Here is a 15,070-nt window from a genome sequence, read left to right as displayed (position 1 = left end):
GGTCGGTCGGCCCGGCCAGCGCGAGCGCGGCCAGGCAGTCGGCGACGTCGTCCCGGGCCACCAGCGACATCCGGCCGCCGCCGGTGGGCAGCCGGACCGTGCCGTCCACGGCGACCTGCCGGACGAGCCCGCCGAAGAACTCGGCGAACAGCCCGGCGCGGGCGATGGAGTACCGCAGCCCGCTCGACCGCAGGACCTGCTCGGAGTAGCCGTTCGTGTGCGCGTAGCAGAACGGGGAGTCCAGGTCGGCGTCCAGCCCGCTGAGCAGCACGACGTGGCCGACTTCGGCCTCCACCGCCGCCCGGAGCACGTTCTGGTGGTGCAGGATCACCTTCGCGGCTTCGCCGTCGCTCGACACGAAGACCAGGGTGTCGATTCCGGTCAGCGCGGTACGCAGCGCCGCGACGTCGTCGTAGGGAGCCACGCGCCGAGTCAGCCCGATGACCTCGTGCTCACCGGCTTCGGTCAGCCGCTGGGCGACCCGTCCGCCCACCCGGCCGGTGCTGCCGGTGATCGCGATCTTCATCGTCCCACCCTAGCCGCCTGCCCGCTACGGTTGGTTCATGCCCAGCCCCGTACGCGCCCGCCTGCGCGACGGCGCCGCCGCTCTCCTTGTGATCGTGCTCTTGGTGGTCGAGCTGCGGAACCTCGACGTGGACGACGACTGGCCGCAGCTGCTCGTCGGTCTCGGACTGACCGCGATCGCGTACGCGGCCGCCCGGCGCGCCCCGGTCTGGACCCTGGCGGCGGGTTCGGCGGCGATCCTGGCCATCCCGATCGGCTCGTCCGAGCTGCCGGCCTGGCCGGTCGTGCTGTCGGTGCTCACCGCGCTGGCCGTCGGCCGCCGGATGGACCGGACCGCCCCCGCCGCTGCCGTCTTCGGGCTGGTCGCCGTGGCCGGGCTCGTCCTCGCCGCCGCCGGGCTGGGCGACCTCTGGGCGTGGATCGACACGCTCGTGCCGCTGGCCGTGTTCGCGGTGCTGCCCTGGTGGGCCGGGCAGTACGCCCGGCAGCGAGCCGCGCTCGTGGAGGCCGGTTGGCAGCGGGCCGACCAGCTCGAACGTGAACGGCAGCTGGTCGCCGAGGAGGCCCGGCTGCGGGAACGGAACCGGATCGCCCGGGACATGCATGACTCGCTCGGGCACGATCTCAGCCTGATCGCGATGCGCGCGGGCGCGCTCGAAATCGATCCGCGGCTGTCCGACGATCATCGAGCGGCCGCGGCCGACGTACGCGTCGCCGCCGCGGACGCCACCGATCGGCTCCGGGAGATCATCGGCGTGCTCGGTGGCGGCCGCGCCGGCCCTGAGCCCGCGCCGACCGAGCCCCACGTGCCGGACCTGGCCGACCTCGTCCGGCGTACGCGGGACTCCGGGATGGCGGTGTCGCTCAGTGGCACTGCCGTCGACGACCTGCCGGCGATGGGACGGCTCTCGGCGTACCGCATAGTGCAGGAAGGCTTGACCAACGCGGCGAAACACGCGCCGGGCGCGGCCGTGACCGTCGACACGCGGCGCGTTGGAGATCGGGTGACGGTGACCGTGCGTAATGGTCCGGGCGGGCCGGCGTCCGTGGAGCCAGGCGGCATGGGGCTGGCTGGGCTGCGGGAACGGGCGCGGCTGGCGGGCGGGACGGTGCGCGCCGAGCCGCGCGGCGGCGGTTTCGAGGTGATCGCCGAGTTGCCCGTGCACGGCGGGCCGCCGGTCCTGGAACAGCCGCCACCAGCGCGGGAGTCGGCGCGCCGATCAGTGCGCCGGACGCTCTGGGGCGGCCTGGCGGTGCAGCTCGCGGCGTTCACGGTGATCGGCGTCATCGTGCTCGGCCTGCGCGTGCACGAGGTGACGACGTCCTTAGTGGATGCCGAGACCTACCGGTCGTTTCAGCTGGGGCAGGGGCGCGCCGAGCTAGGCCTGCCCGCGCACGAGGTCGACGGACGGCCGGACGTGCCGGAGCCGCCGATCCCAGCCGGGGCGGAATGCGAGTATTACCGGGTGAGCGACGACCTGTTCGGCGGCCCGATCGACGTCTACCGGCTGTGCTTCCGCGACGGGCGGCTCGTCGGCAAGGACCACATCCCCGGAGTCGCCGAGACCTCCGCTGAGACTCCCGGAGCCGCTGAATGATCCGGCTGCTGGTCGCCGACGACGAGCCGATGTTCCGGTCCGGCGTACGGGCGATCCTGGCGACCGACCCGGGCATCGAGATCGTCGCCGAGGCGGCCGACGGGCGCGAGGCCGTCGAGCTGGCCCAGCGGCATCGGCCCGACGTGGCCCTGCTGGACATCCGGATGCCGAAGCTCGACGGGCTGGCCGCGGCCCGCGAGATCCGGCGGGGAACGCCGCAGATCGCCGTCCTGATGCTGACCACGTTCGGCGAGGACGACTACATCTCCGGCGCGCTGGCGGCGGGCGCGGCCGGTTTCCTACTCAAGTCCGGCGATCCCCGGGAGCTGCCGGCCGGCGTACGCGCGGCGGCGGAGGGCGCGGCGTTCCTGTCGCCCCGCGTCGCGCGCAGGGTCATCGCCCACCTCGGCGGCGATCAGCTCGGCCGGGTCACCGAGGCCCGCGCCCGGGTGCTTCAGCTGTCCGGCCGGGAACGGGAGGTGCTCGCCCTGATCGGCGCGGGACTGTCCAATCAGGAGATCGGCGAGCGGCTGTTCCTCGGGGCGGGCACGGTCAAGACCCACGTCAGTTCGATCTTGACTCGGCTCGGTCTGCGTAACCGGGTGCAGGCCGCGATCCTGGCGTACGAGGCCGGGCTGTCCGGCGGCGCAGGAGACGGGTCACCTCCACCACCACAGTGATCGACACGGCGATCCCGAGCCCGAGCAGCAACCCGCGCAGCGGATCGTCCTCGAAGGCCCGGCCGCCGAGATACCCGATCAGGCCCGAATAGAGGGCCCAGGAGACCGCGGCGATCGCGTCGAACAACGCGAACCTCCGGCGTGGGTACGCCGCCGCACCGGTCGTCATGGTGGCCGCCGTCCGGCCGCCGGGGATGTACCGGGCGACGACCAGCAGCAGTCCCCCACGCTCCTGGAGCGCCCTCGACGCCCATTCGTACGCCGCCCGCCGCTTGCTGCCCGGCGGCATCCGGCGTAGCAGGCCCTGCCCGGCGGTCCGGCCGATCTGGTAGGAGACGTGGTCGCCCGCGAACGCGCCCGCCGCGGCGACCAGGATCACCAGCGCCAGGTTGGGCTGTCCCCCGGCGGCGAACACTCCGGCGGTGATCACCATCGTCTCGGCCGGCACCACCGGGAAGAACGCGTCCAGCACGGCGACCGCGAACAGCACCAGGTAGACCCAGGGTGAGGCGGCCGCCGACTCCAGGATGTGCATCATGCGACCGACGCTATGGATCTTGGCGAGCCGATGCCCCCGCCGAAGGTCGGTCGCGACCCTGAGCTTCCTCAGGGTCGCCGACCCCTGCTGCCGGCCCTGCAGAAGTCACGACCCTGCAGAAGTCACGACCCTGCAGAGGTGACGGCCCTGTGGGAAGAGTCTCGCGTGCTTGACCGGAGCGCGACGGCAGGCCGACCGTGAAGGGCATGACCACGCCGGATCTCGACGAAGACATGCCGGCCGACCTCGCCCGGCTGCGCAACCTCATCTCCTGCGAGCTGTACGACCAGTTCTCACTGCGCCAGGACCAGTTCGACCAGGCCGACATCCCGGAGATCGCCTACGCGATCGCCCGGCGCGCGCACCGGGCCTTCCGCATCGAATGGTCGCCATTGTGGCAGGACGACACCGACGACGACCTGGGCAGCCCCGACGCCGCCACGTTCCACGGGTCGGCGTGCCCGGCCGAGCGCTACCCGATCTTCGACCACGGCTGGCCGCGCCACCCCTGACCGCTCACTTCTCGTGGTCGGCCAGCCAGGCGGCGTAGTCGGCCACCGCGCGGTCCAGGGCGTACTCCGGCTCGAACCCGGTGTCCGCGCGCAGTCGCGCCACGTCCAGCGCGGCCTGCGTCTCGCCGCCGTCCGTCAGCGCGATCCGGGCTCCGGGCACCACGCGCGTGATCGCCGCTGCCAGCTCCCGGTTCGAGGTCACCCGGCCGCTGCCGATGTTGTACGCCGAATGGCGCAGTTCGGCGGCGGTGACCAAGCGGGCCACGGCGGTGCCGCAGTCCTTGGCGTACAACATGTCTATGGCGTCGTCCGCAGGCGCGGCCGGCTGCTGTCCGCGGACGACTTGGTGGATCAGCTGGGGCGCGGCGAAGAAGGGCGACGCGGGCCGGCCGAGCGGTCCCCAGATCGCGCCGACGCGGGCCGTGACCGACGGGACCTCGCGCTGGACCGCGGCCACCGTCTCCATGATCTTCTTCGCGGCCGGGATGGCGTGCGGGCTCGCGACCGGCAGCGGGACGTCCTCGCGGTAGTACCCGTCGTCGGGCGTCACGCCCGCGTAGACGCCGATGCTGCTCGCCAGCACGACGCGCTCGACGTTCCACTCGTACGCCGCCCGCAGCACGGTGAACAGCGCGAGCGTGTCGGCCCAGAGCTTGTCGAGAGTGGACCCGTCGCCGAGGCCGGCGGCGGCGAGGTGGACGACGCGGGTGATCGGGAAGCGCCGGCCCAGCTCGCGCACACTTGCCGGGTCGGTCACGTCCACGGGCGACGGTCCGCGCCGCTGCGCGATCACCACGTCCTCGCCCAGATCACACAGCGCTTGAGTGACGTGCGTGCCGAGGAAGCCGCCGCCACCGGTTACCAGGATCATGAGGGTGCTCCAAATCGTTAGCCTGCTAACGATCATACACTGAGCGGGTGACCGACGTGATCCGGCTGCTCACCCGAGCCCAGAAGCTGCTGCGCACCACCACCGACGCCGCGATGCAGGAACACGGCGTACGCATCGGCCAGAACCTGGTCCTCGAAGTGCTGTGGGACACCGACGGGCTGACCCCGGGCGACCTCGCGACCCGGCTCGACGTCGCCACCCCGACCGTGGTCAACACCGCCGCCCGCATGGAAGCCGCGGGCCTGCTCGAACGCCGCCGCGACCCGGACGATCGCCGGCTCGTCCGGCTCTACCTCACCCCGAAGGCACGGGCCGCCGAGGCGCCCATCGCCGAGGCTCGCCGGGAGATCGCGGCACGGGCGCTCGCGGCGGTGACGCCGGCCGAACTGTCGCACTTGGAGAGCGCGCTGACGAAGATCGTCACCGCCCTCTCCCCACCCCCACCCCCACCGCGTTCCCCTTCGCGTTCCCCACTCCCTTCGCGTTGATCATGGAGTTAACTGCGGTGTCGACGGTGTGTCGTAGCTGGAAAGTCCATGATCAACGGACGGGGCGGCGGGGCTAGCTCAGGGAGTCGGCGACGGCGCCGCTCACTGCGGTACGCGTCGCGTCGTCGCCCGAGGCGGAGACCACCGACACGTTGCCGACGCCGGGCGCGGGCGTCGAGCCGCCCGAGACGACGATGACGAACTTCTGGTTCGGGCTCTCCCGGGCCACCGCGCTGACCGTCTCCACCGGCAGTTTCCCGGTCGCGACGATCACCGCGCACTTGCCCAGGACCAGCGTGTTGACGAAGGTACGCCCGTTCGTCACGTCCTGGGGTCCGGCGATGGACAGGAAGCGGACCTGGCCGAGCGTCTTCAGCGAGGCGTCCTGCATACCCGCCCACACCGGTTTCGCCTCCGCCGAGTTGATCCCCGCCGAGTCGGTCAGCAGGCAGGCGCTGACGTCGCGGTACTGGCGTGCCCGCGGTTCCTCCTCACCACCCGGCCAGAGCACGAAGGCAGCGATCACGATCAGGATCAGGCCACCGCCGGCCAGCCAATACCAACGGCGTACGCCCTCGAACAAGCGCGCGAACATGCGCGGAAGGATATCGGTTCCGGCCCCGGTAATGTCAGACCGTGATCATTCGAGATGCCGTCCCCGGCGACTGGCCGCAGATCTGGCCGTTCTTCTCCGCCATTGTCGCCGCCGGGGAGACCTACGCGTACCCGGAGGATCTGACGCCGGAGTCGGCGCGTCCGCTGTGGATGGAGACGGCGCCCGCGCAGACCGTCGTGGCCGTCGACGAGGACGGCACGGTGCTCGGCTCGGCGAAGTTCGGGCCGAACCGGCCGGGCCGGGGCGCGCACATCTCGACCGCCAGCTTCATGGTGAACCCGGCCGCGCAGGGCCGCGGCGTCGGGCGGGCACTCGGGGCGTACGCGTTGACGTGGGCGCGCGAGCAGGGCTATCACGGCATGCAGTTCAACGCGGTGGTCGAGACCAACGAGGCGGCCGTCCACCTGTGGCAGGCGCTCGGCTTCCAGATCATCGGCACGGTCCCGGACGCGTTCCGGCATCCGCATCACGGGCTGGTCGGCCTGCACGTGATGTACCAGCCGCTCCAGTAGGTCCACTCCGGTAGGTCCACTCCCCTGCTCACCGCACCGAGATCAGCCCGTCGCAGATGGTCGGATCGAACTGGTCGCACCGTCCTCCGGTGTCCTTGTCGGTGAAGTCGCGGGTCGTCAGCAGTCCGCCCTCCGCGTCGCGGATGTCGAGCTGGGTGTCGAGCCCGGCCGGGGTGTCCAGCCAGCCGACACCGTTGGCGAGCGAGAAGCCCACGAAGTGACCGGTCACGTCGGTGAACTCGGCTCGTGCCGCTGCCGGGGGTGCTAGGACGTAGACGCGATCGTCGACGCTCGCGGAGAACGAGGGCAGCCGTACCATGATCGCCGCCTGCTCCGGGGGTCCTGCCACGCCGGTGCTGAACGGGTTCTCCCGCGCATCGGTGTTGCCGGTGTCGAAGACGACGGTCGAGTACGGGCCGCCGCCGTCGGCGGTGATCGCCTGGACCACGACGGCGTACGCCTCGCCCTGACTGGTGCCGGGCATCGAGATCCGGTCGCTCCACAGCACGCGGAACCGCGCGTCCGGGCCGGCGATCCCCGTCTCGTTGGCGAGGTAGTTCGCGGCGGCCTGCACATAGGACGCCGGGACGGTGGTTCCGCGCCCGAACACCGGCTGCACGTCGACCGTCACACTGACCTTGGGCGGTCTGCCGGCCTCGCCCTCCCAGATCACCTTGTCCCCCACGCGTACGCGCAGCCGCTCCAGATGCGTCAAGTCCGCGTACGCGACGAAGCCCTGGTCGGCGGCGACCGGGTCCCACGTCCGCCGGACGCCCGTCGAGCTGTAGACCGAGGTCGCCCGGTCGATGCCGGCGCCCGCCGGGCCGAGGAGCAGGTAGGTCTCCGACCGGTCGAGGCCCGTCTTCGCGGTGTTGGTGGCCACGACCGCGGTCTCCAGTTCCCCGGAGCCGCTCGCGTAGAGGGAGCTGGGATCGTCGCCGATGGAGCCCTGGAGGAGCGCCCTCAACGGCCGGCCGTCGAGCCCGGCGACCACGGCGATCCGGCGAGACCCGATGTCCCCCGCGAACAGCACCTTGATCAGGTCGGGATCGGACGGCAGGTACGGCCCGCCCGGTCCCCGGTCCCGGTTCACCGCGGCGGCGGCCCGTTCCCGGAGCTCACGTAGGAACTCCTGGTCGCCCGCGAGGCTGCCCCGGGTCGGGGAGTTCAACAGGGGCGCGACCGCGGCCGGTGGCGGGCCGGGGACCGGGTCGTAGGTCCGCTGGATCGGCCAGAACGCCGGGGACGCGCTGATCAGCGCCACCGCGGCGGCTGCGGCGACCACGGTGAGGCCACGGGATCGGCGGCGGGTCCGGCGACGGCTCAGCAGCCGGGCGTACGGCTCCGGCCGGGCCTCGACTGTCGCGGCCCGCTCCCGGAGGGTCCGCCGCAATTCGTCGATCATCGCCGTCCTCCGATCCCGCCGACGCCCAGCGGCAGCGGCTCGCCCAGCAGGTCCCGCAACCGGGCGAGGCCGCGCGAGGCGTGGCTCTTCACCGTGCCCAGGCTCATCTCCAGCACCTGCGCGGTCTCCGCCTCGGACAGGTCCTCCCAGTACCGCAGCACCAGCACGGCCCGCGTCCTGGCCGGCAGGCGACCGAGGGCGAGCCACATCGCGTCGCGCTCCTCGATCGCGGTGTCCCGGACGGGCCGATCGGGCAGGACCGCGGTCAGGATCTCGCGGATGGGCCTGCGCCAGATGTTGGCGAGCTGGTTGACCATGATCCGGCGGATGTACGCCTCCGGGTGGTCCATCCGCCGCCACCGGGGCAGCGCCGCCAGCAGGGCCGCCTGCAGGAGGTCCTCGGCGCGGTCCGGCGACCCGCACAGCAGGTACGCCGTCCGCAGCAACGCGGTGTAGCGCTGCTCCACGAAGGCACGGAACTCGTCGTCGGGCATCGGCTCGCTTTCTGGTCGCCTCTACCGTTACGAACACGCGACCGTCGCGAAAGGTTGAGTCGATCGGAAGTCTTGTCGACTCGACACGACGTCCGGTGACCTCGGAGAAGGCTGCGAACCGGTAAATTCTCGACATATGACGCAAATGCTCGATCGCGCTCCCGCGGACAGCTGCCAGGCAGTGGCGACGGACTTCCAGGCGGAGCCCGAGGAGGCCGCCGAACGGCTCGAACACTGCGCCGCCCGGCTCGCCGCGCTCGGCGTACGCGTGGACGGCGCGGGCGGGCTGCGGCGGCTCACGCTGCCGGGTGGCGGCTCGGCGACGCTGGCCCTGACCCGCCCGGCCGACCTGCGCGGCCACCACGCCGGTACGCACACGCTGCTGCTGATCGTCGAAGACGCCGACGGAGTCAGCGGGGCCGATCGGGCGACGATCGAGGCGATGATCCGGGTCGTCGAGGAGGTCTCGTTCACGGCGTACGAGTCGGCTGCCCTGGACGCGCAGCTGCCCCTGATGCTGGGCATGGCGGAGGACTATCGCGCCCGCCAGCCGCTGGCCGGGGTGGCGCTGATCCTCACCGGGCATTTCGTGACCGACCTCGTGCCCATGGTGGACGCGGCGATCGCGCTCGGGGTGCCCGCCGAGTCCATCACCGTGTTGCGCAAGGAGTACGCGTACAAGATGCGCCGCCGGATCGACGCCTCCCTGGCCGCGCGCGGGGTGCGGACCTGGCCGGTCGGGCAGGTCGCGGAGGCTGTGCGGGACCACGCGGAGCGCGCCGCGACGCTGGGCCTGCGATGTCTGGCGATCGACGACGGCGGATACATCCTGCCCGCGCTGCTGACCGAGGCGGCCGACGTGCAGGCTGCTTATGTCGGCGTGGTCGAGCAGACGATGTCGGGCATCTTCAAGCTGGAGCCGTTCGCGGCGTTGCCGGTGCCGGTGCTGGCCGTGGCGCAGTCCCGGCTGAAGGCGTCGATCGAGTCGACCTGGATCGCCGACACCGCGATCTTCAACATCCTCGACATCCTGCCGGACGAGAAGCCCGAGGGGCAGCCGGCGCTGATCCTCGGCTACGGCAACATCGGCGCGGCTATCGCGGGAATCCTGCGCAATCGGGGTATGCGGGTGGCGGTCTACGACCGGGACCTCGTCCGCCTGATCAGCGCGCACGAGACCGGCTACCTGACCGGGACGTCCCTGACGGATCTGCTGGCCGAGCACCGGCCGCTGCTCGTGATCGGCACGACCGGGCGGACGAGCCTGACCGAGGAGCACTACGCGGTGCTGCGCCGGGACTGCTTCCTGGCCTCGGTGTCGAGCCGCAACACCGAGTTCGACCTGCCCGCGCTCGCGGCGCGCGCCGAGTCCGTCGTGGACCTCGGCCGGATCGGCTACCGCTACCGGCTCGGCGATCACGTCAACGTGACCGTGCTGGCCGACGGATACCCGGTCAACTTCCATCAGGCCGACAGCGTGACGAAGTCCCATTCGGACCTGATCTGCGCCGCGCTGCTGCTCGGCGCGTGTGTGCTGGCCGACAACGGGCACGGGTTCGTCAACGGGCACAACGTGGCGCGCACCGACGCGGTGCTGGACGCCAGCGGGCTGCTCACCGCGTACTACGAGCTGTACGGGCCGAAGAGCGACGCCCCGGCCATCGGGCGGTCGCTCAATCCCGAGCTCTACCGGCCGCGCCCGCTCGGCATCACGACGTGTGATGTGCTGGCCCGGACGTGCGGATGAGAAGGAGACCTCGATGACTCAGCCGGACCTCGCCCGTGTCCTCGGGCTGCAGCCGCACCCGGAGGGCGGGTGGTTCGCCGAGACTTGGACGACGGCGCAGCAGTTCCAGCCTGAGGGCTACCCGGGACCCCGGGCGGCCTCGGGCGCGATCTACTTCCTGCTGCGGCCGGGCGAGGAGTCCCGGTGGCACACCGTGCGCTCGGACGAGTTGTGGCTCTGGCATCGCGGCGGGGCGCTGGACCTGATCTTCGGCGGGGACGGCGACGAGCCGGCGGATCCGGTCGTCGTGCGGCTCGGCCCGGACATCGCCGCGGGCGAACGGCCTCAGCTGCTGGTCCCGGCCGGCGTCTGGCAGGCCGCGCGGCCCGCCGGCGGCCAGGAGGTCCTGGTCAGCTGCGTGGTGGCGCCGGGCTTCCACTATGACGACTTCCGGCTGCTGCCGGCGGCCGCGCCGGTCTCCGGCACGCTCATCCGCTCGTACGCCAGCGGCACCGTCCCGCGTCCGGTCGCCGACGTGTGGCGCGACGTCGCCCGGTTCGGCGACGTCGCCGCGTGGCATCCACGGATCGCGAAGTCCGCACTGGACCCCACCGGAGCGGTACGCCATCTCGTGACCGCCGACGGCGAGGTCGTCGAGGAGCGGCTCGTCGCACTCGACGACCGGCAGCGGACCTTGGCGTACGTGTTCGTCCGCAGCCCGTACGCCGTCGAGGACTACCGGGCGACGATGCGGGTCACGGAGATCCCGGGAACGGCGACGACCCTGGTCGAGTGGTGGGCCGACTTCCGTCCCGCCGATCAGGGAACCGACTGGTGGGCCTTCTTCGGCCGGGAGATCTTCCAGCCCGGCATCGACGGGCTGGCCGTGTCTCCACGGTGATCAGCGTTCGAAGCGTGATCAGCGTTCGAAGCGCCATCGGGTCGCGCCGTAGGGCTCGGCGGTCGCGACTCCCACAACGGTGTGGATGGTGAACCGGTACACGTGCCACGGCGGCGGCCCGGCGCTCGGCGCGCTGTACGCCGCGGTGAGCCCGTCGCCGTCCACTTCGCACGGCCAGCCGCCGACCCGGTAGCCCTCGGCGACCCGCTCCAGCGTCTCCGGATCGGTCAGCCGGGCGGCGACCCCTTCGAGGACGACGTCGATGCCGGGCAGCCGGGCGGAGATCGTGCACATCGGATTCCGGGCGAGGTCGCGGGCCTTACGGGTGGTGGGGCTGCTGGTGAAGTACATCGCGCCGGCGAGCCACTGCGCGCCGACGCCGGCAGCGTGCGGCGTACCGTCGGGGCGGGCGGTGCCGAGGAAATGGGTGATCTCCGGACCGGGCACGGCGGCGAGCGCGTCCCGGGCCCGCGCCCAGTCCAGCGGCGGGCTGCCATAGCGGTCGAGGTTGGTGGTGTCGGCCGGGCTCGGCTCGCCGTCCGGGCCGCTGCTCGTGGCTGGGCTGCTCATGACCTGGACGCTAGTCGATGATTCCCTCGGCTTTGAGCAGGTCGGCGAGGTGGGCGAGTCCCACGCGCAGCCGCGATTTGGCCGTGCCCTCCGGAATGCTCAGGTCGCGGGCGACCTCACGGTAGGTCCGCTCATGGAAGTACGCCAGGGTGACGGCCTCCCGCTGCGGGGCGGGCAATGCCTGCACCGCCGCGCGTACCGCTTTGACCTCGGTCTGCCACAGGATGCTCTCGTCCACCCCGGCCTCGGCGACCTCCGGCGGAGCGGCCGCGGCCTGATAGCGGCGGCGCGTCTCGGTACGCCGGATCCAGTCCAGTGCCCGGCCCCGCGTGGTCACGCACAACCACGTACGCAACGAGCCGCGCCCGGGGTCGTAGGCCGCCGGCCGTTCCCAGAGGTGGACGAAGACGTCCTGCGTGACGTCCTGCGCCCCGGCCCGGTCGCGGGTGATCCGGACGGCCATCGAGAAGACCAGGGCCGACCAGCTGTCATAGATCTCGGCCAGGGCGTCGTCGTCGCCGCCGACGAGGCGCTCGTGCAACCGTGCGTCCGAGTCCCCCGTCCGCACCCTCAATCACATCCCAGGGTGGCGGCCGCTCGCAGGACCAACCCGGCCAGCTGCCGGTCGCCTTCGATCGCGTACGCCGCGGTCTCCGGCGAGCGCCGGTTGGCGACCAGCCGCGCGAAGGTGACGGCGTCGGCCCGCACGGTGAACGGCCCCAGCGGCAGTTCCCATTCGCCGCCCGCGGGTCCGGAGAGCACGAGCCGCCCGGCGCCCGGCTGCGCCACCCCGTGTGCGGCCAGCGCCCCCGGCAGCAGCCCGACCGCCAGCGAGATGATCCGCCGGACCTGCTCGGGCGGCGGCTGGCTCAGCCGGCGGCCGACGTGCGCGCTGATGTCGTCGAGGTGGATCCAGGTCTCGAAGGCGCGCTGCACCAGGGCGTCGCGCAGCGGACCGCGCCCGGGGCCGTCCCGGCCGGCGAGGGAGACGTCCCGATCCAGGTCCCCACCGGACGCGAGCCCGGTGACCAGCGAGTCGGCCTGGGCCCGCCAGGCCTCGTGCACGGCCGGTCCCGGCGTCCCACCGGACCTGATCGGATCCGGCAGCTTCGTCACCGGCAACGTGAGGTCCGTGGCGAGCATGGCGTCGTTGCGGGTCAGGTGCACCATCAGCCCGGCCAGGTCGTGGTGCCGGGGGTCGGGCGTACGCCAGTCGGCCGGGTTCAGCCCGCGCAACGCCCGGTCGAGCAGCGCGACCTGGCTCGCGTACGCCTCGACGAGGGTGCGCAGCAGGACGGGTGGGCGACGGCTGCGCGCCCGCTCCAGGATCTGTCCACGTAGTCCGGGTGGTGGTTCCATGACGTGCTCGATTCCCAGCCATGCCGATGCGGCGCGCAGCTTCCACGCCTCTGCCGAACAGGGGGCGCACTGGGCGAGGTGCGCTTCGATCGCGGCCGCTTCGACGCCGTCACAGGCATCGAGCGCCCACGCCCCGAGAAGATCAGCGACATGTGCATCCATGGCTACTCCGCTCGGAGGCTACCGGCCGGTGCGCCCGCGGCCAACCGCCGATCGGGTCGCGAAGCCCGCGAACCGGTGCGAGTCCACGTCCACGAAGTGGTACGCCGGCAGTGGCCCGACGATCTCGATGCGCAGCCGACGCCCGGTGACCAGCCGGGTGAGCCCGGCCGCGGCCCGGATGAAGGCGCGTTCCGACTCTCGCCGGACCAGGTACGCCCGGCCCATCGCGGCCGGGCGCTGGTGACTGCGTACGGCGTGTGGGGCGAGGTCGGCGTGCATCCGGGTCCACAGTTCGTCCGAAGTGGACCGGTCGTGGCGGCGTCGGCAGGGCCAGACCGGCCCGGCCGTCGCCTTGCCCGGTTCCGCCGAGGACAACCGGTCTTCGGTGATCCGCACGTGCCACTCGGTCGCCTCGCGGATTCGGCCGAAGGCGTCGACGAGCCAGGCGTGCTCGGTCCGCAGCAGGCCGACCAGCCCTGCTCGGGTCGCGTACAGGCCGCCGAAGCGCATCGGCAGGACCGGCGCCCGGTTGAACACGGCGTGCACCACCTGGTCGTGCGTACGCACGGCGTGCGCGAGCCAGCCGTCCTCGGTCAGGTCGGCGTCGGACAGCGTCAGGTCGAACGGCGCGGTGTCCACCTCGGACGCCACCGCCGCGTACGCGCCGTCCCGGACGATCTGCACCGGAGTCCGGTCGATCCCCGGCGGCAGTACCAGCCCGCCCGCGTCGGCCGGATCCACGAATGCGTACAGGTACCACCCCACGCTCACGACGGCTCCCCTCCCGTGCCCCACCTAGTGGTGGTACGCACGCCGGGCGGGCGTGGATGAGGAACCGGTTCAGTGTTTTCATCCGAGCGCTCCGATGACCGGAGCGACCGCCTGCAGCGGTACGCCGAACACCACGTCCGGCTCGGGTTCGGTGAGCCAGTGCGGTACGCGTCCGCCGCCCGATCCGTCGCCGCCCGCGCCGGCTCCGCCGGTCATGGGCGCGACCGGCGGAGTGAAGTAGCCGCCGCCCGCCGCCCCGCCGGACGCTCCGCCACCCGGCGTGACAGCCGGGGTTCCGGCGGTGACACCGGCCGGGACGGGGTTCGCGTCGACCCGCGACAGGACGGGATCCACAACGCCCGAGCCGCCGGACACCGTGCCGCCGGACATCGTGCCGCTGGACATCGTGCCGGTGGGGATGGTCGGTGGGCTGAACCCCGGTACGCGGGCACTCCCCCGTGCGCGTCCGAGCGTTCCGGCGGCCGAGCCGCCGCTGCGTACCGGAGTGGGCGCCGGCGCTGGAACGGCCGGAACCGGCGACCCCGGAGTGGACGGTGCGGGCGTCGGGGACGGCACCGTCGGCCCGGACGACGGCGGGCCGACGAGCTGCGGGATGGCGGTGCGAAACCGGCCGCCGAGCGCCGCGGCGGCAGCCGACAGCCCGGCCCCGTAGACCCCGCCGAACAGGGCCCCCTGGGTGGGCTGGGCGGGATAGGTCCCGGCGACCAGATCGTTCACCGCCGGGAAGGGCGCGGCGGTGGGCGGGGCCGGGACGAGCGCTTCGAGGTCGGCGTACTTCTGGGCGAGGTCGGTCAGCAGCCGCACGGCGTCGAGGTCGGGCCGGCCCAGCACCCCGGTACGCGCGGCCTGCAACGCCTCCCCCGCCGAGTAGACGTCGTCCGCGACGAGCCGGGCGAGGTCGCCGAGCTGCCACAGTCCCCGGATCAGGTCGGCGATCATCTGCTGGTAGCGTTCGGCCGCCCCGCCGGTCCAATAGGGAGTGAACGCCCGCAGCTGCTGCTCCAGGTCGCCCGCCCGCGAGTAGAGCCCCCGGGTGATGTCGCTCCAGAGGTCGGCGGCCGCGCGTACCTGGGCCGGGTCGCCCACGGCGATCAGCTGCTCCAACTGCGCCCGGGCGTACGCGCCGAAGTCGGTGCTCATAGCTGCGTACCCGAGGTGTAGACGGTGCCCCGGCGGATGTCGGCCGCCGCCTGCTCGTCCTGCGCCTCGTAGCCGGCGGCCACCGCTCGGGTGGCGTTCGCGGCGAACACGTCGCCCGGCGGACGCTGGCCGGAACCGTCGCCGGTCCTGGCGACGTCCC

18 protein-coding genes and 1 pseudogene are annotated in these 15,070 nt (G+C 72.5%); 8 read left to right on the top strand and 11 right to left on the bottom strand.

Annotated elements, in window-relative coordinates; all coding sequences use genetic code 11:
* Positions 1–526 (bottom strand): NAD(P)H-binding protein (locus AB0M47_RS37690; protein WP_363422743.1); only part of this gene is annotated, 526 nt, incomplete at its 3' end.
* Between the two features lie 37 nt (positions 527–563).
* Between AB0M47_RS37690 and AB0M47_RS37685 the strand changes: the two genes are divergently transcribed.
* Together AB0M47_RS37685 and AB0M47_RS37680 are read left to right on the top strand one after the other, a co-directional pair.
* Complete coding sequence (locus tag AB0M47_RS37685; protein WP_363422741.1) at positions 564–2,123, top strand: histidine kinase; 1,560 nt, start codon at positions 564–566, stop codon at positions 2,121–2,123.
* Positions 2,120–2,803, top strand: a complete 684-nt coding sequence (locus AB0M47_RS37680) for a response regulator transcription factor (protein ID WP_363422739.1) — start codon at positions 2,120–2,122, stop codon at positions 2,801–2,803. The genes AB0M47_RS37685 and AB0M47_RS37680 overlap by 4 nt, the downstream gene beginning before the upstream one ends.
* Here AB0M47_RS37680 and AB0M47_RS37675 read toward each other — a convergent pair.
* Positions 2,688–3,341 carry a DedA family protein gene (locus AB0M47_RS37675; protein WP_363422737.1) on the bottom strand — a complete coding sequence of 218 codons (654 nt, stop codon included), beginning with the start codon at positions 3,339–3,341 and terminating at the stop codon, positions 2,688–2,690. The two genes, AB0M47_RS37680 and AB0M47_RS37675, sit on opposite strands and share 116 nt — an antisense overlap.
* 206 nt (positions 3,342–3,547) lie before the next feature.
* Here AB0M47_RS37675 and AB0M47_RS37670 point away from each other — a divergent pair, with 206 nt between their 5' ends.
* Positions 3,548–3,853 carry a hypothetical protein gene (locus AB0M47_RS37670; RefSeq protein ID WP_363422735.1) on the top strand — a complete coding sequence of 102 codons (306 nt, stop codon included), beginning with the start codon at positions 3,548–3,550 and terminating at the stop codon, positions 3,851–3,853.
* 4 nt (positions 3,854–3,857) lie between these two features.
* On the opposite strand, the gene AB0M47_RS37665 is transcribed toward AB0M47_RS37670, so the two are convergent.
* A complete protein-coding gene (locus tag AB0M47_RS37665) occupies positions 3,858–4,724 on the bottom strand; it encodes an NAD(P)-dependent oxidoreductase (protein ID WP_363422733.1) in 867 nt (288 codons plus the stop codon).
* Positions 4,725–4,771: 47 nt separating this feature from the next.
* On the opposite strand from AB0M47_RS37665, the gene AB0M47_RS37660 reads away from it, so the two are divergent.
* Positions 4,772–5,233, top strand: coding sequence for a MarR family transcriptional regulator (locus AB0M47_RS37660; protein ID WP_363422731.1), 462 nt, complete (start codon positions 4,772–4,774; stop codon positions 5,231–5,233).
* 73 nt (positions 5,234–5,306) lie between these two features.
* Here the strand turns inward: AB0M47_RS37660 and AB0M47_RS37655 are convergent, their stop codons facing one another.
* Positions 5,307–5,828 (bottom strand): hypothetical protein, encoded by a 522-nt coding sequence (locus AB0M47_RS37655; RefSeq protein ID WP_363422729.1) that lies wholly within the window; start codon positions 5,826–5,828, stop codon positions 5,307–5,309.
* Between the two features lie 41 nt (positions 5,829–5,869).
* Here AB0M47_RS37655 and AB0M47_RS37650 point away from each other — a divergent pair, with 41 nt between their 5' ends.
* Positions 5,870–6,361, top strand: coding sequence for a GNAT family N-acetyltransferase (locus AB0M47_RS37650; RefSeq protein WP_363422727.1), 492 nt, complete (start codon positions 5,870–5,872; stop codon positions 6,359–6,361).
* Positions 6,362–6,389: 28 nt separating this feature from the next.
* Here the strand turns inward: AB0M47_RS37650 and AB0M47_RS37645 are convergent, their stop codons facing one another.
* The gene (locus tag AB0M47_RS37645) at positions 6,390–7,766 is read right to left on the bottom strand and encodes a hypothetical protein (protein WP_363422725.1); all 1,377 of its coding nucleotides are present in this window, start codon (positions 7,764–7,766) and stop codon (positions 6,390–6,392) included.
* Positions 7,763–8,260: a SigE family RNA polymerase sigma factor gene (locus tag AB0M47_RS37640; protein WP_363422723.1), complete on the bottom strand. Its 498-nt coding sequence runs from the start codon at positions 8,258–8,260 to the stop codon at positions 7,763–7,765. The genes AB0M47_RS37645 and AB0M47_RS37640 overlap by 4 nt, the downstream gene beginning before the upstream one ends.
* 136 nt (positions 8,261–8,396) lie before the next feature.
* Between AB0M47_RS37640 and AB0M47_RS37635 the strand changes: the two genes are divergently transcribed.
* The 3 genes and pseudogenes from AB0M47_RS37635 to AB0M47_RS37625 all read left to right on the top strand — a co-directional run bounded on the left by AB0M47_RS37635 (position 8,397) and on the right by AB0M47_RS37625 (position 10,887).
* Positions 8,397–10,007: an NAD(P)-dependent oxidoreductase gene (locus tag AB0M47_RS37635; protein WP_363422721.1), complete on the top strand. Its 1,611-nt coding sequence runs from the start codon at positions 8,397–8,399 to the stop codon at positions 10,005–10,007.
* A 13-nt stretch (positions 10,008–10,020) separates the two neighbouring features.
* Positions 10,021–10,443 (top strand): annotated as a pseudogene (locus AB0M47_RS37630) (cupin domain-containing protein); the annotation flags it as partial.
* Complete coding sequence (locus tag AB0M47_RS37625) at positions 10,441–10,887, top strand: SRPBCC family protein (RefSeq protein WP_363422745.1); 447 nt, start codon at positions 10,441–10,443, stop codon at positions 10,885–10,887. The pseudogene AB0M47_RS37630 and the gene AB0M47_RS37625, both read left to right, overlap by 3 nt.
* 18 nt (positions 10,888–10,905) lie before the next feature.
* Here AB0M47_RS37625 and AB0M47_RS37620 read toward each other — a convergent pair whose 3' ends face one another.
* The 5 genes from AB0M47_RS37620 to AB0M47_RS37600 all read right to left on the bottom strand — a co-directional run bounded on the left by AB0M47_RS37620 (position 10,906) and on the right by AB0M47_RS37600 (position 14,910).
* Entirely contained in the window at positions 10,906–11,457 is a 552-nt protein-coding gene (locus AB0M47_RS37620; protein WP_363422719.1) for a pyridoxamine 5'-phosphate oxidase family protein, read from the bottom strand.
* Between the two features lie 10 nt (positions 11,458–11,467).
* Positions 11,468–12,025, bottom strand: a complete 558-nt coding sequence (locus AB0M47_RS37615; RefSeq protein ID WP_363422717.1) for a sigma-70 family RNA polymerase sigma factor — start codon at positions 12,023–12,025, stop codon at positions 11,468–11,470.
* A 2-nt stretch (positions 12,026–12,027) separates the two neighbouring features.
* Positions 12,028–12,978, bottom strand: a complete 951-nt coding sequence (locus AB0M47_RS37610; protein ID WP_363422715.1) for a zf-HC2 domain-containing protein — start codon at positions 12,976–12,978, stop codon at positions 12,028–12,030.
* An 18-nt stretch (positions 12,979–12,996) separates the two neighbouring features.
* Positions 12,997–13,749 carry a GvpL/GvpF family gas vesicle protein gene (locus AB0M47_RS37605; RefSeq protein ID WP_363422714.1) on the bottom strand — a complete coding sequence of 251 codons (753 nt, stop codon included), beginning with the start codon at positions 13,747–13,749 and terminating at the stop codon, positions 12,997–12,999.
* 78 nt (positions 13,750–13,827) lie between these two features.
* Complete coding sequence (locus AB0M47_RS37600) at positions 13,828–14,910, bottom strand: WXG100 family type VII secretion target (protein WP_363422713.1); 1,083 nt, start codon at positions 14,908–14,910, stop codon at positions 13,828–13,830.
* Positions 14,911–15,070: the final 160 nt, after the last annotated feature.

Source organism: Hamadaea sp. NPDC051192, assembly GCF_040682475.1.
In the GTDB taxonomy this organism is placed as follows: Bacteria; Actinomycetota; Actinomycetes; order Mycobacteriales; family Micromonosporaceae; genus Hamadaea; species Hamadaea flava.
The sequence above is the reverse complement of the archived record's forward strand: the minus strand, read 5'-3'. Positions and strand labels throughout refer to the sequence as shown.

Coding starts and splice junctions, on each gene's coding strand:
- AB0M47_RS37685 (WP_363422741.1), top strand. CDS start 564: ATGCCCAGCCCCGTACGCGCCCGCCTGCGCGACGGCGCCGCCGCTCTC.
- AB0M47_RS37680 (WP_363422739.1), top strand. CDS start 2,120: ATGATCCGGCTGCTGGTCGCCGACGACGAGCCGATGTTCCGGTCCGGC.
- AB0M47_RS37675 (WP_363422737.1), bottom strand. CDS start 3,341: ATGATGCACATCCTGGAGTCGGCGGCCGCCTCACCCTGGGTCTACCTG.
- AB0M47_RS37670 (WP_363422735.1), top strand. CDS start 3,548: ATGACCACGCCGGATCTCGACGAAGACATGCCGGCCGACCTCGCCCGG.
- AB0M47_RS37665 (WP_363422733.1), bottom strand. CDS start 4,724: ATGATCCTGGTAACCGGTGGCGGCGGCTTCCTCGGCACGCACGTCACT.
- AB0M47_RS37655 (WP_363422729.1), bottom strand. CDS start 5,828: ATGTTCGCGCGCTTGTTCGAGGGCGTACGCCGTTGGTATTGGCTGGCC.
- AB0M47_RS37645 (WP_363422725.1), bottom strand. CDS start 7,766: ATGATCGACGAATTGCGGCGGACCCTCCGGGAGCGGGCCGCGACAGTC.
- AB0M47_RS37640 (WP_363422723.1), bottom strand. CDS start 8,260: ATGCCCGACGACGAGTTCCGTGCCTTCGTGGAGCAGCGCTACACCGCG.
- AB0M47_RS37635 (WP_363422721.1), top strand. CDS start 8,397: ATGACGCAAATGCTCGATCGCGCTCCCGCGGACAGCTGCCAGGCAGTG.
- AB0M47_RS37620 (WP_363422719.1), bottom strand. CDS start 11,457: ATGAGCAGCCCAGCCACGAGCAGCGGCCCGGACGGCGAGCCGAGCCCG.
- AB0M47_RS37610 (WP_363422715.1), bottom strand. CDS start 12,978: ATGGATGCACATGTCGCTGATCTTCTCGGGGCGTGGGCGCTCGATGCC.
- AB0M47_RS37600 (WP_363422713.1), bottom strand. CDS start 14,910: ATGAGCACCGACTTCGGCGCGTACGCCCGGGCGCAGTTGGAGCAGCTG.